Raw genomic sequence first — 460 nt, 5'->3', positions numbered from 1 at the left:
GCACCGCGCGGTTCAACCAGCGCTTCCCGCAGGCGATCCCGGCCAGCGCCTGTGGCCAGGGCGCGGAGACGGTAGCCGGGGTGCGCTACTACTCGATGAGCGGCACCGGCTCCCTGACCAATGCGCTCGACCCGAGCTCCGCCGGCCTGGCGGTGACCGGGCTGCTGTTCGGCGAGGCCAACGACGGTCTGGTCGGCCAATGCTCCAGCCACCTGGGCAGCGTGGTGAAGGACAACTACCGGATGGACCATCTGGACGAAGTCAACCAGTTGCTCGGCCTGGTCAGCCTGTTCGAGAGCGACCCGACCCAGGTCTATAGGCAGCATGCCAATCGCCTCAGGAACGTCGGACTCTGATCCGCGCGCCGGGTCGCCGCAGCCCTAGGCGACCCGGCATTAGTCTTTGGTCTAATGGCACCTGGATATCACCTCCTGGTCGCGCGCCTCGCGGCGTTCGGACC

General features: G+C 67.4%; 1 pseudogene. It reads left to right on the top strand.

The window, feature by feature from the left end:
- Positions 1-356, top strand: a pseudogene (lipC, locus tag ACLJNW_RS23205) (lipase LipC); the annotation flags it as partial.
- Between the last annotated feature and the right edge of the window lie 104 nt (positions 357-460).

It is taken from the genome of Salmonella sp. SAL4457, assembly GCF_046548235.1.
Taxonomy (GTDB): domain Bacteria; phylum Pseudomonadota; class Gammaproteobacteria; order Enterobacterales; family Enterobacteriaceae; genus Salmonella; species Salmonella enterica.
This window is presented reverse-complemented; position numbering and strand designations above follow the sequence as displayed.